We start from the raw sequence: 26,124 nt of genomic DNA, 5'->3' as shown, positions 1-26,124 counted from the left end.
TTTCTGGTGCGGTACATCCATCTTACCTCATTGGCAAGGAATCAGCCAAAATTTCGTTTTACAGAACGTTTGCATGTCCATCATAAATGACTCCACGACCTGCATCGACCGTTATTCTTTGACCATCCGTGAAAACCTTGGTTGCGTCCTCCGCCCCAACTATGACCGGTATGCCCAATGTGACTCCTACAACAGCTGCATGGCTTGTCAAACCGCCTTCTTCCGTAATCAATGCCGCACACTTTTCAATTGCCGGCATCATTTCGCGGTCAGAACCGATTGTAACCAATACAGAGCCTTCCTTCACTTTTTCCAAAGCTTCCTTGGCATTCTTAGCGATAACCACTTCACCTTTCGCTGATTTCCTGCCGATTCCTTGAGCCTTCAAAAGAACCTCTCCTAACACATGAATTTTCATCAAGTTAGTCGTACCTGTTTCACCTACAGGCACACCGGCTGTAATGACGACTAAATCCCCATGGGAAACTAAGCCAGAATGCAGGCTTTCATCTATTGCGGTTTGAAGCATTTCATCGGTAGTCGTCGCTTTTGGACCAATCTGCGGATAGACTCCCCATGCCAAAGCAAGCCTTCTTGAAACATGATCATTGGATGTAACCGCAATGATCGGTGCTTTAGGGCGGTATTTGGAGATCATCCTTGCCGTATGACCGCTTTCTGTAGGCGTGATGATTGCCCCGGCATTAAGATTAAGCGCAGTGTGGGCAACGGATTGACCAATAGCATCCGTGACATTATGACGGTTCACTTTGCTTCTGACTGATAATATATCCCGATAATCAAGGGCAGTTTCAGCACGTGAAGCAATGTTATGCATCGTTTGCACCGCTTCGACAGGATAGGTTCCAGCAGCTGTTTCGCCAGAAAGCATGATTGCATCCGTTCCATCAAATATGGCATTGGCCACGTCACTTGCTTCTGCACGGGTCGGCCTTGGATTACGCTGCATCGAATCGAGCATTTGTGTAGCCGTTATGACTGGTTTCCCGGCATTATTACATTTTTTGATCATTTGTTTTTGGACTAATGGCACTTCTTCTGCAGGAATTTCCACTCCCAAGTCTCCACGTGCCACCATCAAGCCATCTGAAACTTCCAAGATCTCATCAAGACGGTCCACGCCCTCTTGATTTTCGATTTTAGGGATGATTTGAATATGATCCGCACCATTTTGCTGCAATAATTCACTTACTTCAAGCACGTCGGAAGCCCTGCGTACAAATGAGGCAGCAATGAAGTCGATACCCTGTTCGATCCCAAAAAGGATATCCTGTTCGTCTTTCTCCGTTATGCCAGGCAGGTTAACCGAAACTCCTGGAACATTGACGCCTTTTTTGTTCTTAAGTGTACCGCTATTCAAGATTTTCGTATGGATTTCTTTTCTGACCTCATCAATCTTCAACACTTCAAGCCCGATCAATCCATCATCCAAAAGGATTTTAGATCCTGGGTGGACATCATGCAGAAGCCCTTCATAGGTAATGGAGAATTTTTCAGGTGTTCCCAGGACTTCATTCATGGAAATAATGACTTCATTGCCGGCTACAAGCTCCATAGAATCATTTTCCATATTATTTGTCCGTATTTCAGGTCCTTTTGTGTCCAACAGGATGGCAACCTGTTTACCCGTTTTTTCGCTCGCTTCTCTGATATTGCGGATTCTAGCTGCATGTTCTTCATGATTTCCATGAGAAAAGTTAAGCCGTGCTACATTCATTCCCGCCTCTATTAATTGAACCAGCTTTTCTATACTTTCACTTGCGGGGCCAATCGTACAAACAATCTTGGTTTTACGCATAGTGTCATCCTCCTTTAAGGAAAACTCGCCGCCTGTCCACTTCTTGAAGACAGGGGGCGCAGTGTTTTATGTCTTCTTTTAAATACCCATTACTAAAAAGCGATTCCTATCGGTCAATAAAAATGATTAAATGGATAGCTCAGCGGATAATTCATACATTTTCTTGTCAATTGTATGCGGTTTGGCAAGAGCTTCGATGATATCATAATCAACAAGTTGATTTTGTTCGATTCCGACAGCCCTGCCCCCTTTTCCTTCAAGAAGCAATTCAACGGCTCTTGCCCCAAGCCGGCTTGCCAATACCCGGTCATTTGCAGAGGGAGATCCTCCGCGCTGAACATGGCCCAGTACAGTTACACGGGTTTCAATTCCTGCTTTCGCCTCAATACTCCTGGAGATATCAACGGCACTTCCTACACCTTCAGCTACTATGATGATACTGTGCTTTTTCCCTCGGTCATGTCCGCGGTTCAGCTTTCCAATCAAATCATCTATTTCATATTCATATTCAGGACAAAGAATCGTTTCAGCTCCGCCAGCCAATCCAGCCCAAAGCGCAATATCACCGGCATCTCTTCCCATCACTTCAACCACATAAGTCCTTTCATGAGAAGTAGCCGTATCCCGAATTTTATCGATAGCATCGATGACTGTATTCAGGGCCGTATCGAAACCAATCGTAAAGTCCGTACCCGGTATGTCATTATCAATCGTTCCAGGAACCCCGATACAAGGGAAACCCCTTTCCGTTAAAGCTCTCGCCCCGCGGTAAGAACCATCGCCACCAATTATGACAATGCCCTCGATACCATGTTTATTCAATTGTTCAATCGCTTTCAGCTGGCCTTCCTCCGTCTTAAATTCCGGACAGCGAGCCGTATGTAACATCGTGCCGCCTCTATGAATGATATCCCCGACCGACCCAAGTTCAAGCTTCTTTATATTGCCATTTATCAGACCCTGATAGCCATGATAAATACCGAAGACCTCCATTTCATGAAAAATTGCTTTCCGGACAACTGCTCGGACTGCCGCATTCATTCCTGGAGAATCTCCTCCACTTGTCAATACACCTATTCTTTTCATAAATGTCACCTCTCTACAGCACTAATCAATTTTAAGCTTCGCTATATCATTGTACCCTTTTTCAAGCTTCAATAAGCAGTAACTGTTTCACTTATGCATACTTGATGTTATAAGCCTAACCGATTCTCTTCAGAAATTGAAGTAAAATGGTGTGAAACTTTACATTCTACCCACAAACCATATTCTTTACTCGTTTCGGTAATGAATACATATGCGCGAATGAAAGGATGAAAAAACGTGTTGCCCCAGGCAGCACGTTTTTCCTTTTCCAAAATGTGTTTATGAATGCTGTTCCACTTCCTTAGGTTCGCCCTCAGGTTGTTGTTTTGCAAATTCATATTCACCGATTTTCTTGAATTTCATATAACGCTGGTTGATAAGATCATCACTATTCAATGGCAACAGTTCATTGAATGAACGTTTCAGGATTTCCTTGATGGCTTCTGCCTGTAAATTCGAATCCCGATGGGCGCCGCCCCTCACTTCAGGAATGATCTCATCGATGACTCCTAAGCGGTTTAAGTCGGGAGCCGTGATTTTCATCGTTTCCGCAGCCCTCTTAGCCTGAGAGGCATCCTTCCACAGCAAGGCTGCAGCCCCTTCAGGGGAAATCACGGAATATGTTGAGTTCTCAAGCATGAAAATTCGGTCTCCGACGCCAAGCGCCAATGCACCGCCGCTTCCGCCTTCACCAATGACAATACTGATGACCGGCACCTTCAGCCCTGCCATTTCGAAAAGGTTTTTCGCAATGGCTTCACTTTGCCCGCGCTCTTCAGCAGCTTTACCAGGAAAAGCTCCCTTCGTATCAATGAAACAAATAATCGGCCTGTTGAATTTTTCAGCCTGTTTCATCAGACGCAAAGCTTTTCGATAGCCTTCAGGATGGGGCATGCCGAAGTTACGACGGATGTTTTCCTTCGTATCCTTCCCGCGTTGATGACCGATGACAGTCACGGCAAGTCCATTAAATTCTGCGATTCCAGAGACAATCGCTTCATCATCCCCATAATAACGATCACCATGAAACTCGATGAAGTCATTGAATAACAGCGGAATGTAATCAAGCGTCGTCGGACGGGCTGGATGCCGGGCAATCTGAACACGATCCCACGGTTTAAGATGGTTGTAGATATCCACTTCCAGCTTCTCTAAACGCTTTTCCAATGTTTCGATTTCTGCTGTAAGGTCTACATCAGCATCCTTCGAAATTGCCTTTAGCTCTTTAATTTTATTTCTCAGGTCCGTAATGGGACGCTCGAACTCTAATTCGTAAATCATAACCACTCACCGCCCGGGGCATGGATTTTAAGGATCGTCGTCAAGGTTTCCTTCATTTCCGTACGTTTGACGACCGCATCCAATTGACCGTGCTTCAACAAGAATTCAGCCGTTTGGAAATCTTCAGGAAGCTCTTCACGAATCGTCTGCTCAATGATTCTTCGTCCCGCAAATCCAATAAGGGCTCCAGGTTCGGCTAGATTAATATCGCCAAGTGACGCGAAACTTGCCGAAACCCCACCTGTGGTAGGATGGGTCATCATTGATATGATCAGTCCGCCTTCATTGCTGAATATCTTGAGTGCTGCACTTGTCTTTGCCATCTGCATCAAGCTCAAAACACCCTCCTGCATCCGGGCGCCGCCTGATGCCGTAAATATGATGAACGGAATCTTCAATTCACCAGCACGTTCAATGGCACGGGTAATTTTTTCGCCAACAACGGATCCCATGCTTCCCATCCGGAAATTCGAATCCATGATGGCAGTTGAAACTTGGTACCCATTGATGCTTCCGACTCCTGTGACAACCGCCTCATTAATCTTGGCTTTCTTTCTATCTTTTTCCAATTTTTCCAAGTAATCCGGAAAATCAAGCGGGTTAACGGAAATCATTTCTTTATCAAATTCATTAAAAGTGCCTTCGTCGAATAAAAATTCGATGCGCTCATGGGAAGACATCGGATGATGGTACCCGCAATGCAGACAGACTTTCTTGTTTTTCACCAATTCTTTTGTATACATGATTTTTTTACAGCCGGTGCACTTTGTCATGATTCCTTCTGGTACATCTTGTTTCTCCCGATCTAAAGGAACCGTTGCATATTTCTTCTTAGACTTCGCAAATAGCTCTTTAAGCAAGCTTAATCCTCCCTTTACCACCAATTATCTATTTTATGATACTTGGTAAAAACTATATCAGAAATAAAATTAGTATCGTGTAAAAAGGTGTCATTCGCCCTTCGACATATTTCTAATTCTAATAAGATACGTTTCGATGGCTTTTTCTTCATCACGTTCGAGCAAATATGTAAGAAGTGCCAGATAATCTTCTTTTTTCACATTACCCTGTACCATCTCTGATGTTCTAGCATAGCTGTTGACAATGCGCCAAATTCTTTCCAGCAAACGATTGCGATTCATAATGGCAATTCTTAAAAAGAAATCATCATCATGAAACATATCCGCTTTGACCCAGGCCATTAATCTTTTGATATCCTCAGCCGTAGCGAAAAAAGCGACGATCCGCAAACAGTCAATTTCAATCAGCCTTTTCGTCTCAGCCAAATCTTCTTGTACTTTTTTATCTTGCAAAAAAAAGGTTCCCAGAAGCTCGACTAGCTTATGCTCCTGGAAATCCCTAATAAACGTCCCTTCACCACGCCTTGTTTCTATTAAACCTAATAGCTCTAAGGCACGCAATGCTTCACGGACAGAGGAACGCCCAACATTAAAACGATCCGATAACTCCCGTTCTGATGGGATTTTATCTCCCGGCAGGAGGCTGTCCGCTTCAATCATGCTACGTAGGCTCTCAACGACATCGAGATAAATTTTGGATGAAGAAGTACGACCTGCCAAATTAATTATTCCTCACTTTTTCCAATGATCGCTAATTTCTTTGTTTTTTCTTTAATTACCTCTGGATCTACATTGATTCTAGCTACTCCAGTTTCCATCGCTGCCTTGGCAACAGCAGCCGCAACGGCAGGTGCCACCCTCTCATCAAATGGAGCAGGGATCACGTAGTCTTCGTTCAACTCATGCTCCTGTATTAATCCAGCAATGGCTTTTACTGCAGCGACCTTCATTTTTTCATTGATATGAGTCGCACGTACATCCAAGGCACCACGGAAAATCCCTGGGAAAGCAAGGACGTTATTGACCTGATTCGGGAAATCCGAACGGCCAGTTCCAACAACCTTGGCACCCGCTGCTTTTGCATCTTCCGGCATGATTTCCGGATCTGGATTAGCCATAGCGAAAATGATCGCATCCCGATTCATCGAAGAAACCATTTCTTTTGTCAATGCACCTGCGGCAGAAACACCTATAAATACATCAGCGTTTTCAATGACAGATTCCAAAGGTCCTGAAACCTTATTTCGATTGGTCACTTTCGCCACTTGTTCTTTTGTATCATTCATACCTGTCGAACGGCCCTCATAAATGGCACCCTTCGTATCACACATGATGATGTCGCGAACTCCATAGCTATAAAGCAATTTAATGATGGCAATGCCCGCAGCACCTGCGCCATTCGCTACCACTTTAATTTCTGACATTGATTTATTCACCAGTCGTAACGCGTTCACAAGACCGGCAACAGTAACAATGGCTGTACCGTGCTGATCATCATGGAAAACAGGAATATTCATTTCTTTCTTGAGTCGTTCTTCAATTTCAAAACAATTTGGTGCGGCTATGTCTTCTAAGTTCACTCCACCGAAAGTCGGTTCGAGTAATTTAACGGTCTCTACAATTTTGTCCACATCCGTCGTTTTTAAACAAATCGGGAAAGCGTCCACTCCGGCGAAACTTTTAAATAAAACGGCTTTTCCTTCCATGACCGGCATAGCAGCTTCCGGACCGATGTTTCCAAGTCCCAAAACAGCCGTTCCATCAGAAATGACGGCAACCGTATTCCCCTTCATTGTATAGTCATAAACGGTTTCCGGCTTATCGTAAATATCTTTACACGGTTCTGCGACACCAGGAGAATAAGCCAGGCTCAAATCTACTGCGTTCCTAACCGGCACTTTCGAAACTGTTTCTAATTTTCCTTGATTCAAGCGGTGCATATGTAATGCTTCTTCTCTTAATGTCATAGTTTCACTCCTAAAACAAATTGGGTAACCCATTATCTTATATGCTGAAATCTAGTGGTCAGACCACAGCGGCCTGTTTTCAATATAACATAACTATTAAAGTTGTAAAACAGTTATTCTTTCTTGTAAACCACATTCCCTTTTCCCACCAAGTCAAATAATGCCTGCATCAATCTATCTGTAGGATTGACCCAATCCCAATAAGATAGCTGTACATAGCGGTTTTCCCTCTCGTAAAAAAGCATGACCTTGGTTTCACCGCTATGCTGCATTAAAATTTTTTTTATTTTTTGCAGCGTATCCTTCGTTTGCTTGCCAGCCTCAATTTTCAGGAATATCGTTCCGTTTTTTTCCTCTTTCATCTGCTTCACTTTTTCAAGCGGGTATACGTTCCGGATGAGCAGCTGTGTTTTTCCATCCCGCTCTTCCAATGTCCCTTGCAGCATAACGAGTTGTCCATGATTCAAGTCGGCAGAGTGGTTTTTGTAAATATTCGGAAAAACAACCGCTTCAATATCCCCCTCTTCATCACTGACGCTCAAGAAAGCCATCACATCGCCCTTTTTTGTCCTTATGGTTTTAACCGACGTAATGTAAGCGCCAAGTAAGACTTTTGATTCCTTTTTATTAATAGCTTCATCTATAGTCAAACAGCCGAAGTGCTGAAAAAGTTCTCTGTAGCTTGTCACAGGATGATTCGATAGATAAAGCCCCAATGCGCTTTTTTCCAACGAGAGTTTGTCCTCGATTGGGATAGGATCGACCCGGTGGTATTTCGGTTTGAGTGAAAACTCGCCATCCGAAAACATATCGAATAGGTCATCATCCGGATTAACCAATTCCGTATGATTGATCGCTACGTCCAAGCTCGCCAACAATGTTGCCCGGTCTTCACCGAATTCATCAAATGCACCTGAATGGACAAGCGCCTCCAACACTTTTCTATTTACAATTTTCCCCGAAACGCGCAAACAGAAATCGAATAAATCAGCGAACTTCTTCTGACGCCTCGCAGCAAAGATATCTTTTAGGACCGTCCCGCCTATCCCTTTTATGGCTCCAAGGCTATAACGGATCCCTTCCTTTTCCGGTAAAAACGGGTAACCGCTCCGGTTAATCGAGGGAGGCAGAACCGCTATCCCTTTCTTCTTTGCTTCTCGGATATATTGCGAAATCTTTTCATCATTCCCGACGACCGATGTCAAAAGTGCTGCCATGAAATATTCCGGATGGTGGGTTTTCAAGTAACCCAGCTGATAAGCGATGAAACTATACGCCACCGCATGACTTCGGTTGAATCCATAGTTAGCGAAGCGGACAATCAAGGAATAAATCTCATCTGCCGTTTTTTCGGAGTATCCTTGTTTCAATGCGCCGCTCACGAAATGCTGCCGCTCTTGATCCAGAACATCCTTCTTCTTCTTCGAAACGGCACGTCGGAGCAGGTCAGCCTCCCCTAATGAAAACCCTGCTAAGCGGGAGGCGATTTGCATGATTTGTTCTTGATAAACGATGACCCCGTATGTAGGCTCGAGGATATCCTTCAAATCCTCGTGCAGGTAATCAATCGGAGCAAGTCCATGTTTTCGCTCGATGAACAGCGGTATATTTTCCATCGGACCTGGACGATATAGGGCATTGACCGCGACGATATCCTCGAATCGGTTCGGTTTCAGCTTGATCAAAACCTTTCGGATGCCATCCGATTCAAATTGGAACACTCCGGTTGTTTCGCCTCTGCCTAAAAGGGCCAGCGTCTCAGGGTCATCCATCGGAATATGGGACAAGTCGAGCTTTTTCCCCGTTCCCTTTTTGATGTTATTTATAATATTATCGATGAGCGTTAAATTGCGGAGTCCAAGAAAATCCATTTTAAGAAGTCCCAGTTCTTCGAGAAGGTCCATTGGATATTGAGTCAGGTGGATGCCCTCATGCCCTCCCTGAATCGGGATATGTTCGGTCAGTGCCTGGTCACTGATGACGACGCCGGCGGCATGTGTCGAAGCATGGCGAGGGAGCCCTTCAAGCAATAACGCGGTTTGAAATAATTTTTGATTCAGGTCACTCTCATTAACGAATTCCCTAAGCCTTTTCGATTCCTTGAAAGCCTCGGGAAGCGTGATGCCCAGACGGCCTGGAATCATTTTCGATACCGCTTCCTGTTCCTTTGAATTCAGGCCGAAAACACGTCCTGTGTCCCTTAACGCAGCCTTGGCAGCCAATGTTCCGAATGTAATGATCTGTGCTACATGAAGTTCCCCGTACTTCTTCGCGACATAGGCAATCACTTCTTCACGGCGGTTATCCGGAAAGTCAATGTCGATATCCGGCATCGAGACACGTTCCGGATTCAGGAAACGCTCGAATAGCAAGGAATGTTCGATTGGATCGACATCCGTGATCGACAGCACATAAGCGACCATCGACCCTGCGGCCGACCCCCTTCCTGGACCAGTCAGGATTTGATGGTCCTTAGCGAATTTCATGAAGTCCCAAACGATTAAAAAGTAATCGCTGAATTTCATCTTGGTGATTATATCCAATTCATATCGCAGGCGCTCTTCATATTGAATGGATGGTTCCGGCACTCTTTTCTTCAGCCCTTGGAAGCAGATGGCTTCGAGCATTTCCTCGGCTGTGGCTCCATCCTCAGTAGGGTACTTAGGAAGAAGTGAACGATGAAATGGAATGTCCAGATTGCATTGCGCGGCAATATGCAGTGTATTTTCGAGTGCATCCGGTCTGTCATGGAATAGTTCTGCCATCTGAGCCCGGCTTTTCAAATAAAATTGATCGGATTCAAGAACCGTATGCGTCTCATCCGCAAGCTTGTCGCCATTTCCGATTGCCAATAAGACTTCATGAGCGAGTGCATCGCTTTCGTTCAAATAATAGACTGGATTCGTCGCGACAATCTTTATCTCTAAATCTCTCGCCAACTGACTTATGGCTTCGTTACCTTTTTCCTCATCCGCAATCGACAGTCTCTGTATGGATAAATAAAAGTTATCATGACCAAAAATTTGCAGAAATCGCCCTGCTGCCTGTTTGGCTTCTTCAGGGTTTTCTTCTCTCAATAGCGTTTCTACTTGCCCCTCTGCACCTGGTGTGATTGCAATCAAGCCCCCGGAATAGGCTTTAAGCCAATTCATTGGAATGCCTGACGGGGATTTCGTTTTTATGGCACTGCTTATTTTAAGCAGGTTTTGATATCCTTGCAGACTCTTTGCCAATAAAAGAAGTCCATGTGGAGATTCCCGTTCATCAAGGACATCCGCAAGTATGCCGATGATCGGCTTAATGCCCTGCTTCTTGCATTCTTTATAAAAATAGACCGAACCGTACATAACATTTCGATCGGTTAAGGCAAGACTTGTACAGCCATCCGCTTTCGCTTTGGCCACAAGTTCAGTGATCTTCACCGTACTTGTCAGCAGGCTGTATCCGCTCTGAATATGGAGATGAGTATACACGTTTTTTTCTCCCACCTTTGTAAGGCATGTTTCTTTTCATTATAGTGTTTATTTCAAAAAAAGAAAATATGTTCTCATTACCAATGCAATTTAACTTCCTGATTTCCGGCGACTATCATAATACCTCTGAACATCCCATATAAATGGTATAGAAGAATATCAAGCAAAAAAGGATGATGATATATGAATGAAGCCTTTGTTCCAGCCTTCCTCAACAGCTTTTTCATATCGCTTGGCGTATTGCTTGGCGGCTCGATAATCGGGGGCCTCGCCGCTTTTTTTACAGGACAAGCCCCGATGACGACTGTATTCCGGCTGTCGGACAGCCTTCGTATTTGGGCGATTGTCGCTGCGATCGGGGGAACTTTTGATATGGTCTATAATTTTGAACGCGGTATTTTCCACGGGGAAACGAAGGATATAGTCAAGCAGGTCCTATTGATACTATCTGCACTTGGAGGGGCACAGACAGGAGCACTGATCATCAACTGGTTCACGCAGGAGCATATTTCACCATGAGGATTCCTCCCTATCACCGGACTCCTACCTGGCAGCGTTTTTTTGCCGGGGCCGCACTTGGCGGATTGATCAGCTGGGGGATATTCTTTTATATGCATGGTGTCCAGCAGGAGAAGCAGATCCTGACCCTTCACGAACAAAGAGAAAAGATCAAGGATTTAAACGGGAAGATCGCAATTTGGGAGCAGGATTATAAAAAATTGAACGAGAAAAACGAGGAAATCCTGACGATTCAGGAAGTGGAAGTAACGATCACGAATGAAAAATACAGTCTGGATCAGCTGAGTATTGCAGAAGCGGAGGATGTGATTGAGGACGACCTATCCTCTCTTCTCGCCAAAGATGTCGCCAGTGTCTATGACGGAAAGATGCTGTTGAAAAAATCGATAGAAAACAAGATCATGACCATCAATAAAAAGCGCTATCGACTTGAAGTCGTTGAAATCATGTTTTATACGAAAATGAATATAGAAATCAAACTAAAAAGGACTACTTCTTAAGGATGGGTGAGTGTCCACCGAATTTAAAAGACCAAATCATTTGTGATTTGGTCTTTAAGTTTTTATCATTCCGCTTTATTCAACTCTTCCATGTCGGCAAGGATATTATCCACTTCATCCCAAGAATAGATCGAAGCCCCTGCTGCAAACGGGTGGCCTCCGCCGTTATATTTACGGGCAATCGTATTGATGATCGGTCCTTTAGAACGGAAACGGACCCTGATTTCTTGATCCTCTTCAATGAAAAAGACCCATGACTTAACATTTTTAATCGAACCTAGCGAGGAAACGAGCTGCGATGCCTCAGATGTGGAAGCATTGAATTTTTCAAGTATATCTTTCGTGATGATCATTTTCCCCGTTCCATATGGAAGGATTTCAAAATGCTGCAGCACATATCCATTCAACCGGACTATGCTTTCCTCAACGTCATACATCTCCTGATATAACTGCGGGCGGGAGAACGAATAGTGAATCAATTCACTGGCATAGGCAAATGTCTTTTCAGTCGTGCTTTGGAATAGAAAACGACCTGTATCGCCAACAATGCCTGCATATAGAAGGCGTGCCGCTTCATCACTCATTCTCAAGCCTTGTTCTTTACCGAACTGGTAAAACTCGTAAATCATTTCACTTGTGGAACTTGCCGATGTATCGACCCAACGCATATCCCCATATGGATCTTCATTAGGATGATGATCGATCTTAATCAGTTTATCCCCCGTCGTGTAACGTGCATCACAAATCCGGTCCGTATTTGCGGTATCACAAACGATGACCAAAGCACCTTGATATGTTTCATCCGAAATCACATCGAGCCTTCTTAAATAATTCAATGACGGTTCCTCTTTCCCGACCGTATAAATTCGCTTTTCGGGGAAAGATGCTTTCAGGATTTCCGCCAATCCCCCCTGAGAACCATAAGCATCCGGATCTGGACGGACATGACGATGGAGAATGATAGTATCATAACGCTTTATATCTGCTAATATTTCAGCTTTCATATTGATCTCCCCTTAACATATGTATTATCGAGCCTTATAAAGATGATATATTTCATTTAATCAAAAAATTGCGGAAATAGGAAGACTCATCTTGTTTACTGTGGCATTCTCTTTCATTTCCCGCTACAATAAAAAGGTACATATGTTAAATTGGGGGAATTTCAAACGATGCCTATTCTTGTCACCTTGATCGTTCTTTCACTAGGGGTCTATCTGTTTTATAAAATCAAATCGGTCCGAACCAGAATGCCGATGGAGAAAAAGTGGATTTCAGGGAAGTCTTCCATTGCCCTCGGTGCGTTTGTCGCACTATTCGGAATCAATCAGCTTTTTCTATTCCACACGACCATCACTTATATCATTGCCGCCGTTTTCATCTTCGTTGGCTTATTCAGTATTTGGGGCGGCTATAAAATGTATAAATTTTATTTGCCGCATGCAATCGAAGAAGCTGCAAATCAAAAAGGATAATCGAATTTCGATTATCCTTTTTATTTTTCATGATCGGTCCAGCAATTGACAGGTCAACATCGCCTTGCCGACAAGTTTGCCTTGGTTAAACACCTCGACATCTACTTTTCCGAATTTACGTCCTACATCAAGGACACGCGGATGGATTTCAAGTGTACTGTCGATCTGGACTGGCTTGATGAAGTAGATCGTCATGTTTTCCACGACCAAGTCACCGCGCTTATAGCCTCTAAGTGCACGATTTGCCGAGTCGGTGACCAATGTCGTGAACACACCGCTTGAAATGGTACCAAGGTAATTGGTCATCTGCGGGGTGACGCCATAGTTATACACTTCCTCGCCCTTGCCGCGATTCGAAGTCATCACAAGCTGGCTGGTGATCGTATCGTCGATCGTTTCGCCGACCTGAGGCTGCCTTTGACTCATTTGCAATGCCTTCAGCACATCCTGCCTGCTCACGATACCCTTTAGGATATGACTGTCATTCACGACCGGGATTAACTCGATCCCTTCCCAAACCATCATATGTGCAGAAGATGCCACACTCATTTTATCGCCTACGGTCATCGGGTTTTTCGTCATCACCTTATCGATGAGAGTCATCTCTTCCTGTCCGATGATATCTTTTGATGTGACCATTCCTTGAACCTTCATATTGTCATCGACAACAGGGAAACGGCTATGCCCCGATTCCTGATTCAGTTCATGCCAGGTCTGAACCCGGTCACCCACTGTCAAAAAGGTCGTTTCCTGTACGGGTGTCAAAATATCCTCCACCAGCAAGATTTCCTTTTTGATCAATTGGTCATAAATCGCCCGATTGATCATCGTTGCGACGGTAAACGTATCGTAACTCGTTGAGATGACAGGCATCTCCAATTCATCGGCTAACCTTTTAACAGGCTCTTCAGTATCGAATCCCCCGGTGATCAGCACCGCTGCACCCGCTTTTAACGCGTGCTCATGGGCCTGTGTACGGTTCCCGACGATCAGCAGGTTTCCTGCCCCTGTATATCTCATCATGGCATCCAGCTTCATCGCCCCGATGACGAATTTATTTAATGTTTTATGAAGTCCCGTTTTCCCTCCAAGAACTTGTCCGTCAACAATATTGACTACCTCTGCAAAAGTGAGCTTTTCAATATTCTCTTTTTTCTTTTTCTCAATGCGGATCGTGCCTACCCGCTCAATCGAGCTCACGTAGCCCTGGTTCTCCGCCTCTTTAATTGCCCGGTATGCCGTACCTTCACTAACATTCAATGCTTTCGCTATTTGACGGACGGAAATCTTTTCGCCGACAGGGAGCCCATCGATATGTTTTAATATTTGTTCATGCTTTGTAGCCAAGCGCTTCACCCTTTTCACGGTATTCCTATTCTCCATTATAAGGTCAAAGAGCCTAGTTTATCAAACAACTACTAGTATTGGCGCAACCTTTTGTATTCCGGCTGGCGTTTTACCTTTTGTTTCTTAGGAGAATATAGTATGCCCGTCAAGTTTCCAGCTACCGCCAACAATGCAAACAACAGCCAGGATCCAGCAAACAGACCCTCCAGACCGCCACTTTCCAACGACAAGCGCGGCACGGCATAATACAGCATCACACCGCATAAAAGCAAACACAGTAATAACCTCTGTTTCATCCAATCCCCCCTTTTTTTTCATCTATTCATTTTATGCCTGTGAAAGGAAAAAAGACTTGGCTGCTGAACGTTCATTTTGCCGGGATCATCTTCGTAAAAGGAAATGCTACAGGTATATCCGTCATTTACAATCCAAATAAAAAACGGAAGCCCCTGCAGGCTCCCGCTCCTTTTAAAAGTCTATTTCATCCCCGGCTTCCATGATCAGTCCATTTTCCTCTTCAAGCAAGTCGAGGAATTTTTCAGGATCCTGTTTGATGACAGGGAAAGTATTGTAATGAATCGGCACGACTTGTTTGGCTTGAAGGAATTTCGCTGCAAGTGCTGCATCTTCCGGGCCCATGGTGTAATTGTCGCCGATAGGCAAGAATGCCAAGTCAATCGGATGTCGTTCCCCGATCAGTTTCATATCGGAAAATACCGCTGTATCCCCTGCATGATAGATCGTTTTCCCTTCTATCGTAAGCAATATTCCAGCAGGCATTCCTAAATAAATGATTTGCCCCTCTCCATTATTGAATCCCGTTCCATGGAAAGCTGGCGTCAGTTTCACTTTTCCAAAGTCGAACTCGAAAGCTCCGCCGATGCTCATCCCGTGGGTCCTGACCCCTTGATCACCCAGGTAGTCGGCAATCTCTGCAATGCCGATGACAAGCGCATCATGCCTTTTGGCCAATTCAACCGTATCACCGACGTGGTCATTATGGCCATGTGTTAAGATGATTACATCCGGTTTCACATCTTCCACCTTCAAATCGGTCAATTCGTTTCCAGTAATGAATGGATCGATTAAAATCGTTTTACCATTCGTTTCGACTTTTACAACTGCATGTCCATGAAAAGATACTTTCATTTTTGATGCTCCCTTCCCAATACCAACAATTTTTTTATGTAGCTTTCTTAGGCCTTTCCCATTTACTATACTTTTAAATATTGCTAAGGTAATTATATCTTATTAATGGAGGTACCGTCATGAATGAACGTTTGAAAGAACTACAAACTTGGCTACAGGCGAATGAAGCTGAAGCCGCTTTACTTACATCTACAGAGAGCATCTTCTATTTGAGCGGGTTTTTTAGTGATCCTCATGAAAGACTGCTGGCACTTGCCATTTTTGCAAATGCCGAACCTTTCCTTGTCTGCCCGCAGATGGAAGTTCCGGATGCTAAACAGGCTGGATGGGATGGAGATATCATCGGTTACACCGACATTGAAAACCCTTGGGAAAAAGTTAAGCAAGCAGTCAAGGATCGCGGTTTAACCATTCATACAATGGCCATTGAAAAAGAGCATATGAATGTGGAACGTTATGAAAAGGTCCAACAACACTTCGGAGCACCGAAGCTTGTTTCCGCAGAAGAAAAACTTCAAAAGATGCGAATGATCAAATCGGAAGATGAAATGGTCAAAATCCGTGAAGCATGCCGCCTTGCCGACTTTGCGATTGAAGTGGGTGTCAGCGAAATTCATGAAGGTAAAACGGAAATGGAAATCCTTGCAGCGATTGAATACGAATTGAAAAAGGCCGGAGTGAGCCAAATGTCTTTCTCCACCATGGTCCTGACTGGTAAAAATGGCGCTTCCCCGCATGGCACACCTGGGAATACGAAGGTTCAGCGCGGCGACCTTGTCCTCTTTGACCTTGGCGTCGTTCATGAAGGGTACTGCTCTGACATTACTAGAACGGTTGCTTATGGAGATATCAATGATAAACAGGCAGAAATATATGAAACTGTACGTAGAGCACAAGAAGCTGCCGTTGCAGCCAGTAAACCTGGTGTATCCTGTTCCGAGATAGACTTGACGGCCAGAAACATCATCAGGGATAAAGGATACGGTGAATTCTTCCCGCACAGGCTCGGCCACGGACTTGGGATCAGTGTCCATGAGTATCCATCCTTGACTGAAACGAATTCCCTCGAACTTCAATCCGGAATGGTTTATACCATCGAACCTGGCATATATGTTCCAAATGTTGCAGGTGTCAGGATTGAAGATGATCTATTGATCACCGATGCCGGCTGTGAGGTTTTGACCAAATTCCCGAAGAGCCTGCAAATCATAAAGTGATAATGCATGAACCATTTAATATAACGAAATCCGAATACCCCCGCCTTCATTTAAGACGGGGGTATTTTTTCAACATATCAACTAATCGGTCCGCAGTTCATACTTCATTGCTTTATCACTGCCGTCAAACCAAATGACCAGCCATTCACTATCTATTCTTATGATTCCCCTCTCGTCACCGAGATAATAAACAACATTATCTTCCTCTTTAAAATATTCCGTTTCTGTTGGAGACCCTAAAAGCGTGAACACTTCATCTTTTGTCATGCCTATCAATTCATGTTCATTGATTAAGTCATCTACCAGGTAGACTCTTCCTTTATCATCATTTAACCATCTTACACTGGTGAACCTTGATTCAGATTCATTTACCCCTAACAGAACCACACAAAAAACTAGAAGGGCAAAGCCAAGGCTTAATATGACTATAAATCTAATCTTGAGTTTCCTTTTATTATGCTTATTGGTATATTTCCATGAAATCCATTGAAAAAATAGTAATAGAATAAATGGAAGCAGCAGTGCTGCTATACTCATAAAACTGATCGAAGCATGTACAAAATTGATGAAGAAAATATAAATGAAATAGATCAAAGCATACAAAAGCATAAATGAATATAAAGCATAGTTTACTATTTTTGAAACACTCAATGAAAAAACTCCCCTCTCACATCAAAGGTTACCATTAATAAATAAATAAGGTAAAAAGGAGAGATTTTCGTTACTGCATGATTCATTACATCATAATAAGGTTGGAATCATATTGTTTCATTTTGCGATTTCCAGATTATTGGCATAAACATTCGCTAATTTGTTACAATTGAAATCAGATACATTAGGTAAATCATTGTATAATAGGAATGAAATAGAAGGAGGAGATTCACTTGAATAGTATAGATTATAAAAATATTCTTGTAGCGGTGGACGGCTCGGAAGAAGCAGAGTGGGCCTTAAAAAAGGCCATCTACTTAGCAAAACTCAGTGACGCTACCCTTGTGCTCACACACATCGTGGATACAAGGAATTTCCCTACTGTCGAAGCTTATGATATGACTATCCGTGATCACTCTGAAACCTTTGCCAATGAGCTATTGGACAAGTATAAAACGGAAGCCATTGCCTCCGGGATTACAAAGGTCCAAACAGAAGTTGCCTATGGTTCTCCTAAAGTTCAAATTCCAAGGGATTTAGCGAAAAAGCATTCGATCGATTTAATTGTCTGCGGTGCAACAGGCCTTAATGCAGTCGAACGTTTCCTTATCGGCAGCGTGTCGGAAGGCATCGTTCGCCATTCAAACTGTGATGTAATGGTCGTGCGTACGAATCAATAAGAGAAAATGATAAAAAGCTCGTTCGCCAAATTGGTGAACGAGCTTTTTCCTGTTATTCACTTACCAGTTTTTCCGCTTTTTCAATCGCCAGCAGGACTTGGGCAAAACCTGTACCGCCCGCACTGTTACGGCGTTTAACTGCCTCATAAGGATTTAATGCATCATAAATATCCTGATCAAACAACTCGGAAGCTTCCTGGAATTGTTCAATGCTCAGGTCGACTAAATAGCAGCCATTCTGGACACAGAATAATACAAGCTTCCCGACCACTTCGTGCGCCTCACGGAAAGGCATTCCCTTTGAAGCCAGGTAATCAGCTAATTCCGTCGCATTCGAGAAGTCATTTTTTGTTGCTTTTTCCATTACGTCCGTTTTCACTTTCATCGTTGAAATCATGCCGGCAAATATTTTAAGTGAACCAACAATGGTCTTAACCGTATCAAAAACGCCTTCTTTATCTTCTTGCATATCTTTGTTATAAGCAAGCGGCAGTCCTTTCAAAACAGTCAATAACCCCGTTAGGTTCCCGTAAACCCGTCCTGTTTTACCACGGATCAATTCCGCCATATCAGGGTTTTTCTTTTGCGGCATGATGCTGCTTCCAGTGGAAAACGCATCATCCAATTCAATGAATTGGAATTCCTGGCTTGACCAGAGAATGATTTCTTCGCTGAAACGGGATAAATGCATCATCATTGTCGCGCTGTTGCTCATGAATTCAATGGCAAAATCACGATCACTTACCGCATCAAGGCTGTTTTCGTAAATTCCCTCAAACCCCAATAGCTCCGCACTGAGGGCACGGTCAATCGGGAAAGTCGTCCCAGCTAATGCCCCAGCACCCAATGGAGAAATGTTGATTCTTTTGAAACTCTCGGTGAAGCGCTGCTTGTCACGCTCAAGCATCCAAAAATAAGCCATTAAATGGTGGGCAAACGAAATGGGCTGTGCACGCTGCAAATGTGTATAACCTGGAATTAGTGTTTCCACATTTTTCTTGGATTGTCCCAAAATCGCTATTTGCAAATCATTGATGAGTTCCAGAATCACTTTCGTTTGGTTCCGCATATACAGATGAAGGTCGGTCGCAACTTGGTCATTACGGCTTCTTCCTGTATGAAGCTTTCCGCCAACTGGACCGATTTCGCTTATTAGCATACTTTCCAGGTTGAGGTGGATATCTTCCATCTCAACCTTAAAAGTCAATTCACCCTTCTCAGCTTTTTCCTGTAAACTTTTCAGACCCGCAATGATCTGATCCGCATCTTCTTCAGGTAAAATGCTGCATTGCTTTAACATGGTTACATGAGCTAAACTGCCTTGAATATCTTCAAGGACAAGTTCCTGGTCAAAGGAAATGGAAGCTCCAAATTCATCTACCCATTCTTCGGCAGATTTCGTAAATCTTCCTCCCCAAAGCTTGCTGCTCACACTGTCACCTTCTTGTTATTGACCATGCTGTTCACTTTCGTCGGAAGTCCCCATAGCTTAATGAATCCAACTGCTGCATCATGATCGAATTCGTCTGCTTTTGTATAGGTAGCCAATTTTTCGTCATATAGGGAGTACTCGGATTTTCTTCCTTCAACAATCGCATGACCTTTGAATAGTTTCACACGGACCGTACCCGTTACATTCACTTGTGTTTCTTTCAGGAATGCAGCCAAAGCTTTTTGAAGCGGAGAGAACCAAAGTCCCTCATAAATCAATTCAGTCATTTTCTTCTCGATCACCGGTTTGAAGTGAGCCAGTTCTTTAACAAGCGTGATATCTTCAAGTTCTTTGTGTGCAGCTATCAATGTCATCGCACCAGGAGCTTCATAGACTTCACGTGATTTGATTCCTACTAATCTATTTTCAACGTGATCGATACGTCCAACTCCGTGTTTGCCGGCAATTTGATTCAACTCGACGATCAGGTCAGCCAATTTATAGCTTTTATCATTCAATGTAACCGGCACACCTTGTTCAAAACCAATTTCAATGATATCGGCAGTATCTGGCGTACATTCAAGGCTTGTAGTCAAATCATAGGCCTCTTCCGGCGGAGCTGCCCAAGGATCTTCCAGGATTCCGCATTCGTTACTTCTTCCCCAAAGGTTTTGGTCAATCGAGAACGGGCTCGCCATGCCAATCGGAACGGGAATGCCATTTTTCGCTGCATATTCAATCTCCTCTTCACGAGACCATTTCCAGTCACGAACAGGTGCAAGGACTTGCAAATTAGGGTTCAATGCGGAGATGGATACTTCGAAACGCACTTGGTCATTTCCTTTTCCCGTACAACCGTGTGCAACGGCTACCGCGTTTTCCGCTTCAGCCACTTCCACTAATTTCTTCGCGATCAGCGGACGTGATAAAGCAGATACCAATGGATATTTCCCTTCATACAAAGTATGTGCCTGAAGAGCCGTCAATGCGAATTCATCAGCGAATTCGTCCTTCGCATCAATGACATAGGAACTTACCGCACCGACAGTGATCGCTTTTTCCTTAATGAAGTCCAAATCTTTTCCTTCTCCGACATCCAAGCAGCATGCCACAACTTCGTACCCTTGATCTTGTAACCATTTAATTGCAACGGAAGTATCCAAACCTCCGGAATATGCTAAAACAACTTTTTGATTTTCCATTTCCATCGTCCTTTCGTGTGAATAAAAATTCATCGTTTGTTATTTTTATTCAATCTATGATTAGTACTTTATCATCTTTATTAATGGAATACAAGGGGTATTTTAAAGATTTCGCTAAATAATACGCTAATATTTTCAGGGAATTTACACATTGGATGCTTCCGCGAGAATATAGTAAACTAGGAGTATGATAAATCGAAAAGCGGAGGGCATATGAGAGAACTATTTATCTATGATGAAAGGCTCGGCATCTCCATTCCCGATTTGAATCTGGAGTGGGATGAATATACAAAAGGCGAGCAGCAGCAAATACTCGTACATTGGGAGAATATCCGGGGAAGCATCCCGGACCGCATCAAGGAACTGGAATCCACGATTAACCGAAAGCAGTTTCGGCTCTCCGATGAGAGTAATTTCGCCAAATCATGCCAGCTCAATTCCGAAATTGCGGAACTTGCTTCCATCATCAATGATTTATGGCTTTGGTATCGTGCCAATCAAGCCGTGACGGAAAAGATGCATAATTAAGGCCTATTCCATGCAAAAAAAAGCCACAGTTTTAAACTGTGGCTTTTTTTGCATCCCTCTTATAAATCCTTGCGGAGTTCACCGACGACATGTCCCAATTCCGGAAGAATCAATTTATTCATCGCAAGCCGAACCGCCCCTGATGAACCCGGGGTGGAAAAAACCGCTTTGTTGTTCACGACTCCGGCAATCGCCCTGGAGAGAATGGCAGCTGCCCCGATATCCTCTTGATAGCTGAGCATACGGAAAATCTCACCAAAACCGGGTATTTCCTTGGTCATCAATTCTTTGACCGCCTCGATCGTTACATCCCTTTTGGCGATGCCAGTGCCCCCATTTGTTAATATGACATCAACCATGCCGCTTTGGCTGCCAGAAGTGACCGCATCCTGAATCGCCTTCCGCTCATCTTTAACGATTACATATTCCGTCACTTCATGACCACTCGATTTCAATAATTCCTTCATCAGTGCCCCGCTTTTATCCGTTTCTTCATCACGCGTATCGCTGACGGTTATCACCATGCAGCGAACTGCCTCCGTGACGGCTTTTTTATGATTCTTGACACTCATTCACCATCAGCCTTCTTTTCCAGTAAATAACGATATTGATAGAACTTCTGTGCAAATTCACTGACATTCCGGGTCATTTGATAATTGGATCCAGCCCCGATGGCCATGCTGATGAACGGTATGCCCCGAACCAGTTTTTTGCGGAAAACGGCAATGGATAATGCTTTCAACAGCTGCTTGAGCGGCTGTTCCATCCATGTAGGGTTTGTCAATTCTTCGATTCCTAAATAAAAATAGTCATCTTCTGCGGTCTGGACCTCCCGGATCAATTCTTCCCAGGCTATTCCTTGGAGCCTCTTTGGCATCGCTCCTGCATTGAATACCTTAAGGGCCAGCATCATTTCAAACGGTGTATTCACCTCGACACCATAAGACATCGCAATCAGCTGTACGATCCTGACATTGATGACGGTCATGGCCGGAATATCGCTCCCCAGCAGAAGCAGGCCTCCTGATCCGCTCATCCCGCCTTGTGCAAAAGAATATAAACGATGCTTAGCGATATGCTGATTGGCTATGTAATTCAACTGATCGATCGATAAGTGATTCAAATCACTCAACGTTTCGATTTCTTCATCAAACACGCGCGCAGATGCTAAAATCCGCTCTCTTGCATCTATTTGAACTTGTGAGCTCTGAACCATGGCATGCAAATGAAAAAGCCAAGTATCAAGCTTTTCAAAAAACTGTTGTTGGACGTTTTCCGGAAGCAGGGCAAACCCCTGCTCCAACCATTTATCATACAATGCAGCAAGATCCGTTGGCTCATATTGATAGAGTTTTTCCTGCCATTCACTAATTTCATTCCAAACTTTCATTTCCCGGTTCGTGAATTCCATGCATCAAGCCTCCTATGTACAGAATTGGTGGATTCTCCCTTAAGTATACCATAGAAGGAAGCACTTCTGAGAATAGATGATGGCGATCCGGCGTTCAAAGGTATGGATTGCCAGTACAAAAAATCCATGAGAAGGCGAGAAATTTGATAGACTGCATTCACTGGAAAGACCCCCTTACCAGAGAGATAAGGAGATCATTATAAAAAAACAGGAAGTCATGCTTTCCAGGTTTCTTTCAAAGCTATTTTCACGGTATCCCTGACAATCATGATTTCTTCATTGGTTGGGATGACCATGACTTTGACAGGGGAATAAGGTGTATTGATGAACGCTTCCTTGCCCTTGGTATGATTGAGATCCTTATCCCAATATACCCCCATGAATTCAAGTCCCTCCAAGATACGCCCTCTAATCTTTTGGCTGTTTTCACCGATGCCCGCTGTAAAAATGATGCCGTCCACACCTCCCATTTTAGCTGAATAGGAGCCTATGTACTTGTGAATCCGGTCTGCAAATACTTTAAGTGCAAGTTCAGCCCGTTCATTTCCTTTATCCGCTTCAACTTGAATATCGCGCAGGTCGCTGGAAAATCCGGAAAGGGCCAGCATGCCGCTTTTCTTATTCAGGACATCCAGCACTTCATCTGCTGTTTTTCCCGTCTTCTCCATGATATAAGGAATCAGTGCAGGGTCGATGTTCCCTGAACGCGTTCCCATGGTAACACCGGCCAAGGGAGTAAACCCCATTGATGTATCAATTGATTTGCCTCCCTTTATGGCCGTAATGCTTGCACCATTCCCTAAATGGCAGGATATCAATCGAAGCTGTTCAATTGGGCGGCCAATCATTTCGGCAGCACGCTGCGATACATATTTATGTGAAGTACCATGAAACCCATACTTCCTTATTCCGTACTTTTCATAATATTCAAGAGGTAAGCTGTACAAATAGGAACCTGCTGCCATCGTTTGATGGAAGGCCGTATCGAATACTGCAACCGCTGGCACATCATCAAGTATTCGCCTGAAGGCTTGGATTCCGGTGATATTGGCTGGATTATGAAGGGGCGCCAACTCGGAAAGCTTTTCGATTTCCTCTATTACATCCTCCGTGATCAAGACCGATTCACTGAATACCTCACCGCCATGCACCACCCGATGCCCTACGCCATCTATCTCTTCAAAGGAGTCAATGATACGATGGTCAATGAGCTTTTTCAATAAAAGCCCTACAGCCACTTCATGATTGGGTATATCCACCGTTTCAGAAACCTCTTCGCCTTCGACGCTTAAAGTGAATGCGGAATTTTTTAAACCGATTCTTTCTACAATACCTTTTGTAATTACTTTTTCACAAGGCATCTCAAAAAGCTGAAACTTCAATGAAGAGCTGCCCGCATTAATAGCCATGACTTTTGACATCGATCCTGCTCCTTTACTCTAAGTTAGTTCTTCCATATGCATCTCAATGATGACGTGCAGTGTATTGTACAATCTTATCATGGCATGCGATTACAACCAAATAATAATGAAAAATTGCCAATCATCACTTTTCCAAAAAAAAATGAAAGCCAATGCCTGCGGCATCAGCTTTCATTGATTATTTTTCCTCTTTAAACCAATCATCCATCTGTTGCATGACAGACCTTGTCGCTTCGAAATCCGACAACTTCGGAAGTTGTACAAGCAATGCCTTCTTCGGAGCTTCGATACCCTCTTTTTTCTTTTGAAGAATCAGGATGCTTTTGGCAGCCGATTCATTCTTGAACATGGAAAGCGGCAGTTGCACCATCCCTTGAATATGTGTATGCTTCTTCAGGAAATCATTGAGTTTCGGAGCTTCTTCCGAGACGAACAGGTTATTCGGGACAATGAAGAATAGGTGTCCGCCATCCTTCGCGTGTTTAACACCTTGTTCAATAAACAAATGATGTGCATACGAATGTCCCTTGTCGGCCTTCAATTCATATTCAGCTGCACGCACATCATTCGGGTAATAACCAATCGGCAAATCACTGACCACAACATCTGAAGGATCGATGAAAAGTGGCTCCAAGCTGTCCTGATTGAAAAATTCCAGTGGATGTTCTTGCAAGTTGGCACCAGCATAAGCAAGCCTGATCAAGGTTTCATCAATCTCGACACCATATGAAGCGATGTTTTTATCAGTAAGTTGATTCATGATCGCAAATAGTAAGTTCCCCGTCCCAATGGCTGGATCGAGCATGACTATCTCTTTTTGGTCCTTGGTGAATTTACCGACTAAATAGCTGACGAACATGCCGACTGCATCAGGAGTCATATGATGATTCGGCTGAACGCTCTGCTGCATGCCTTTTAAAATGGCAAGCTGATACGCTTTACGGATTGCTTCCTTCTCATATTTCTCTGGTGAAAAATCTGCATAATGCTTCGCTAACCTTTTCTTCGATACTTCACTGATTTCATCCTGCAGGACTTTCCCTTGGAAGAAATTCTCGCCCGTTTCGCCCAAGGCGTCCAGATACGTACATGATAGTTCACTTTGCAATATTTGAGCTGTTTCATCAAATTCATAAAATAATTGTTCAACTGGGGTAGACTTCACTTATTAATTCCTCCTGTTTGATTCTGTCCCTATTTTAAAGGTAAGAAGAAAGAGATACAAGCCGTACGTCCTGCTCATCATTCTTCGATTATTTAATGTACCGTTTTCCGTTTTGAAATTCCTCATTTAAGGAATCTCTCGCGCCCACTCCCTTTACAAAATTTTACCCATGAGTAAGTAAAAGGAAAATTAAATACAAGGTGTAAAATTTGGACATTGATTTCCACTTCAGGCACTCGCTTTCCGCGGGCGGTCGAGAAGCCTCCTCGGCTTGCGCCTACGGGGTCTCCCCTAGACACGCTTTTCCCGCAGGAGTCTCGTACCTTACGTTCCAATCAACTTTGTTTTGAAATTTAGATAGAAACTCTTTTGTCTAAAAAAGTGGCTAGGACTGGTCACACCCCGAACCATGAAATGTTATTGGGGGACTGATTTCCACTTCAGGCACTCGCTTTCCGCGGGCGGTCCGGGAAGCCTCCTCGGCTTGCGCCTGCGGGGTCTCCCCTAGACACGCTTTTCCCGCAGGAGTCTCGTACCTTACGTTCCAATCAACTTTGTTTTGAAATTGGATAGAAAACCTTTCTTTCTAAAAAGTGGCTAGGACTGGTCACACCCCGAACCATGAAATGTTATTGGGGGACGTTGATTTCCGCTCCAGGCACTCGCTTTCTGCGGACGTCTGCCCTCGGCTTGCGCCTGCGCGGTCTCCCCTGACACGCTTTTCCCGCAGGAGTCTCGTACCTTACGTTCCAATCAACTTTGTTTTGAAATTGGATAGAAAACCTTTTTTCTAAAAGGTGGCTAGGACTGGTCACACCCCGAACCATGAAATGTTATTGGGGGACTTGATTTCCACTTCAGGCACTCGCTTTCCGCGGGCGGTCCGGGAAGCCTCCTCGGCTTGCGCCTGCGGGGTCTCCCCTAGACACGCTTTTCCCGCA

24 protein-coding genes are annotated in these 26,124 nt (G+C 44.0%); 6 read left to right on the top strand and 18 right to left on the bottom strand.

Translation table 11 applies throughout. The features are described 5' to 3' along the window. Window positions 1–58: 58 nt before the first annotated feature. The 7 genes from pyk to dnaE form a co-directional block, all read right to left on the bottom strand. Window positions 59–1,819, bottom strand: a complete 1,761-nt coding sequence (gene pyk / locus ACZ9AO_RS03460; protein ID WP_251539777.1) for a pyruvate kinase — start codon at window positions 1,817–1,819, stop codon at window positions 59–61. Between the two features lie 126 nt (window positions 1,820–1,945). After that, a complete protein-coding gene (gene pfkA / locus ACZ9AO_RS03455; protein WP_048681124.1) occupies window positions 1,946–2,905 on the bottom strand; it encodes a 6-phosphofructokinase in 960 nt (319 codons plus the stop codon). Between the two features lie 279 nt (window positions 2,906–3,184). Then, window positions 3,185–4,186, bottom strand: a complete 1,002-nt coding sequence (gene accA, locus ACZ9AO_RS03450) for an acetyl-CoA carboxylase carboxyl transferase subunit alpha (protein ID WP_034309128.1) — start codon at window positions 4,184–4,186, stop codon at window positions 3,185–3,187. Beyond that, window positions 4,183–5,046 (bottom strand): acetyl-CoA carboxylase, carboxyltransferase subunit beta, encoded by an 864-nt coding sequence (gene accD, locus ACZ9AO_RS03445; protein ID WP_063594386.1) that lies wholly within the window; start codon window positions 5,044–5,046, stop codon window positions 4,183–4,185. The genes accA and accD overlap by 4 nt, the downstream gene beginning before the upstream one ends. Before the next feature lie 90 nt (window positions 5,047–5,136). Beyond that, complete coding sequence (locus tag ACZ9AO_RS03440) at window positions 5,137–5,766, bottom strand: FadR/GntR family transcriptional regulator (RefSeq protein ID WP_156319654.1); 630 nt, start codon at window positions 5,764–5,766, stop codon at window positions 5,137–5,139. A gap of 5 nt (window positions 5,767–5,771) precedes the next feature. Beyond that, on the bottom strand, window positions 5,772–7,013 hold the full coding sequence (gene ystJ / locus ACZ9AO_RS03435; RefSeq protein WP_048681112.1) for an NADP-dependent malic enzyme: 1,242 nt from the start codon (window positions 7,011–7,013) through the stop codon (window positions 5,772–5,774). 113 nt (window positions 7,014–7,126) lie between these two features. After that, entirely contained in the window at window positions 7,127–10,486 is a 3,360-nt protein-coding gene (gene dnaE, locus ACZ9AO_RS03430; protein WP_476108492.1) for a DNA polymerase III subunit alpha, read from the bottom strand. 183 nt (window positions 10,487–10,669) lie between these two features. Between dnaE and ytrH the strand changes: the two genes are divergently transcribed. Both ytrH and ytrI read left to right on the top strand, forming a co-directional pair. Next, window positions 10,670–11,005 carry a sporulation membrane protein YtrH gene (gene ytrH, locus ACZ9AO_RS03425; RefSeq protein ID WP_034309135.1) on the top strand — a complete coding sequence of 112 codons (336 nt, stop codon included), beginning with the start codon at window positions 10,670–10,672 and terminating at the stop codon, window positions 11,003–11,005. Continuing rightward, a complete protein-coding gene (gene ytrI, locus ACZ9AO_RS03420; RefSeq protein WP_251539779.1) occupies window positions 11,002–11,505 on the top strand; it encodes a sporulation membrane protein YtrI in 504 nt (167 codons plus the stop codon). Before ytrH ends, ytrI begins: the two co-directional genes overlap by 4 nt. A 65-nt stretch (window positions 11,506–11,570) precedes the next feature. On the opposite strand, the gene ACZ9AO_RS03415 is transcribed toward ytrI, so the two are convergent. After that, on the bottom strand, window positions 11,571–12,509 hold the full coding sequence (locus ACZ9AO_RS03415) for a DHH family phosphoesterase (RefSeq protein ID WP_476108491.1): 939 nt from the start codon (window positions 12,507–12,509) through the stop codon (window positions 11,571–11,573). Between the two features lie 168 nt (window positions 12,510–12,677). Between ACZ9AO_RS03415 and ACZ9AO_RS03410 the strand changes: the two genes are divergently transcribed. Next, window positions 12,678–12,980 (top strand): YtpI family protein, encoded by a 303-nt coding sequence (locus tag ACZ9AO_RS03410; protein WP_034309143.1) that lies wholly within the window; start codon window positions 12,678–12,680, stop codon window positions 12,978–12,980. Window positions 12,981–13,007: 27 nt separating this feature from the next. On the opposite strand, the gene ACZ9AO_RS03405 is transcribed toward ACZ9AO_RS03410, so the two are convergent. The 3 genes from ACZ9AO_RS03405 to ACZ9AO_RS03395 form a co-directional block, all read right to left on the bottom strand. Then, entirely contained in the window at window positions 13,008–14,327 is a 1,320-nt protein-coding gene (locus tag ACZ9AO_RS03405) for a DRTGG domain-containing protein (protein WP_251539781.1), read from the bottom strand. A 71-nt stretch (window positions 14,328–14,398) separates the two neighbouring features. After that, window positions 14,399–14,623, bottom strand: a complete 225-nt coding sequence (locus ACZ9AO_RS03400; RefSeq protein WP_034309145.1) for a hypothetical protein — start codon at window positions 14,621–14,623, stop codon at window positions 14,399–14,401. A 172-nt stretch (window positions 14,624–14,795) separates the two neighbouring features. Beyond that, complete coding sequence (locus ACZ9AO_RS03395; protein ID WP_048681095.1) at window positions 14,796–15,476, bottom strand: metal-dependent hydrolase; 681 nt, start codon at window positions 15,474–15,476, stop codon at window positions 14,796–14,798. 119 nt (window positions 15,477–15,595) lie between these two features. On the opposite strand from ACZ9AO_RS03395, the gene ACZ9AO_RS03390 reads away from it, so the two are divergent. Further along, on the top strand, window positions 15,596–16,693 hold the full coding sequence (locus tag ACZ9AO_RS03390; RefSeq protein ID WP_048681093.1) for a M24 family metallopeptidase: 1,098 nt from the start codon (window positions 15,596–15,598) through the stop codon (window positions 16,691–16,693). A gap of 81 nt (window positions 16,694–16,774) precedes the next feature. Here ACZ9AO_RS03390 and ACZ9AO_RS03385 read toward each other — a convergent pair whose 3' ends face one another. Beyond that, the gene (locus ACZ9AO_RS03385; protein WP_476108490.1) at window positions 16,775–17,344 is read right to left on the bottom strand and encodes a hypothetical protein; all 570 of its coding nucleotides are present in this window, start codon (window positions 17,342–17,344) and stop codon (window positions 16,775–16,777) included. Window positions 17,345–17,586: 242 nt separating this feature from the next. On the opposite strand from ACZ9AO_RS03385, the gene ACZ9AO_RS03380 reads away from it, so the two are divergent. Then, window positions 17,587–18,024 carry a universal stress protein gene (locus ACZ9AO_RS03380; RefSeq protein ID WP_034311454.1) on the top strand — a complete coding sequence of 146 codons (438 nt, stop codon included), beginning with the start codon at window positions 17,587–17,589 and terminating at the stop codon, window positions 18,022–18,024. 52 nt (window positions 18,025–18,076) lie between these two features. Here the strand turns inward: ACZ9AO_RS03380 and argH are convergent, their stop codons facing one another. Next, the gene (gene argH / locus ACZ9AO_RS03375; RefSeq protein ID WP_034309155.1) at window positions 18,077–19,456 is read right to left on the bottom strand and encodes an argininosuccinate lyase; all 1,380 of its coding nucleotides are present in this window, start codon (window positions 19,454–19,456) and stop codon (window positions 18,077–18,079) included. Then, window positions 19,453–20,658, bottom strand: coding sequence for an argininosuccinate synthase (locus ACZ9AO_RS03370; RefSeq protein WP_289350597.1), 1,206 nt, complete (start codon window positions 20,656–20,658; stop codon window positions 19,453–19,455). The genes argH and ACZ9AO_RS03370 overlap by 4 nt, the downstream gene beginning before the upstream one ends. Before the next feature lie 213 nt (window positions 20,659–20,871). Here ACZ9AO_RS03370 and ACZ9AO_RS03365 point away from each other — a divergent pair, with 213 nt between their 5' ends. After that, window positions 20,872–21,186: a hypothetical protein gene (locus ACZ9AO_RS03365; protein ID WP_034309161.1), complete on the top strand. Its 315-nt coding sequence runs from the start codon at window positions 20,872–20,874 to the stop codon at window positions 21,184–21,186. 59 nt (window positions 21,187–21,245) lie between these two features. Here ACZ9AO_RS03365 and ACZ9AO_RS03360 read toward each other — a convergent pair whose 3' ends face one another. The 4 genes from ACZ9AO_RS03360 to ACZ9AO_RS03345 all read right to left on the bottom strand — a co-directional run bounded on the left by ACZ9AO_RS03360 (window position 21,246) and on the right by ACZ9AO_RS03345 (window position 25,183). After that, the gene (locus ACZ9AO_RS03360; protein ID WP_034309163.1) at window positions 21,246–21,758 is read right to left on the bottom strand and encodes a MogA/MoaB family molybdenum cofactor biosynthesis protein; all 513 of its coding nucleotides are present in this window, start codon (window positions 21,756–21,758) and stop codon (window positions 21,246–21,248) included. Next, window positions 21,755–22,597 (bottom strand): EcsC family protein, encoded by an 843-nt coding sequence (locus ACZ9AO_RS03355; protein ID WP_476108489.1) that lies wholly within the window; start codon window positions 22,595–22,597, stop codon window positions 21,755–21,757. Before ACZ9AO_RS03355 ends, ACZ9AO_RS03360 begins: the two co-directional genes overlap by 4 nt. A gap of 215 nt (window positions 22,598–22,812) precedes the next feature. Continuing rightward, on the bottom strand, window positions 22,813–24,018 hold the full coding sequence (locus ACZ9AO_RS03350; protein ID WP_476108488.1) for an acetate kinase: 1,206 nt from the start codon (window positions 24,016–24,018) through the stop codon (window positions 22,813–22,815). 178 nt (window positions 24,019–24,196) lie between these two features. Beyond that, the gene (locus ACZ9AO_RS03345) at window positions 24,197–25,183 is read right to left on the bottom strand and encodes a class I SAM-dependent methyltransferase (RefSeq protein ID WP_034309170.1); all 987 of its coding nucleotides are present in this window, start codon (window positions 25,181–25,183) and stop codon (window positions 24,197–24,199) included. Between the last annotated feature and the right edge of the window lie 941 nt (window positions 25,184–26,124).

This window comes from Peribacillus sp. TE19612 (genome assembly GCF_056279465.1).
This window is presented reverse-complemented; position numbering and strand designations above follow the sequence as displayed.